The organism is Streptomyces bungoensis (assembly GCF_001514215.1).
GTDB classification, from domain to species: Bacteria; Actinomycetota; Actinomycetes; order Streptomycetales; family Streptomycetaceae; genus Streptomyces; species Streptomyces bungoensis.
In genome coordinates, this window is the sequence record NZ_KQ948916.1 from 1 (window position 1) to 822 (window position 822).

Consider the following 822-nt stretch of genomic DNA (forward strand, 5'->3'; position numbering starts at 1 on the left):
TGTCGACCAACGCGGAGAAGGTCGCGGACTTCGGTATCGACACGGCCAACATGTTCGAGTTCTGGGACTGGGTCGGCGGCCGCTACTCCTACGACTCGGCGATCGGCCTGTCGTTGATGATCGCGATCGGCCCGGACCGCTTCGGTGAGATGCTGGACGGCTTCCGCCTGGTCGACGACCACTTCCGCACCGCCCCGGCCGAGGCGAACGCCCCGCTCCTGCTGGGCCTGCTGGGCATCTGGTACGGCAACTTCCACGACGCCCAGTCGCACGCCGTGCTGCCCTACAGCCACTACCTGTCGAAGTTCACCGCCTACCTGCAGCAGCTGGACATGGAGTCCAACGGCAAGTCGGTGCAGCGCGACGGCACCCCGGTGGACTGGCAGACCGGACCGGTCGTGTGGGGCACCCCGGGCACCAACGGGCAGCACGCCTACTACCAGTTGATCCACCAGGGCACCAAGCTGATCCCGGCGGACTTCATCGGCTTCGCGACGCCGGCCGCCGAGCTGAGCGACGAACTCAAGGGCCAGCACGACCTGCTGATGGCCAACTTCTTCGCCCAGACCCAGGCGCTCGCCTTCGGCAAGACGGCCGACGAGGTCCGCGCGGAGGGCGTGCCCGAGGAACTGGTCCCGCACAAGACCTTCCGCGGCAACCACCCCACCACCACGATCCTCGCGCGCGAGCTGACCCCGTCCGTACTCGGCCAGCTCATCGCCCTCTACGAGCACAAGGTGTTCGTCCAGGGCGCCGTGTGGAACATCGACTCCTTCGACCAGTGGGGCGTCGAACTCGGCAAGGTCCTCGCCAAGCGCGTCG

1 protein-coding gene is annotated in these 822 nt (G+C 67.4%); it reads left to right on the forward strand.

The window, feature by feature from the left end; translation table 11 throughout:
- Window positions 1-822: glucose-6-phosphate isomerase (locus AQJ66_RS36625; protein WP_482255557.1), on the forward strand; the 822-nt coding region annotated here is incomplete at both ends.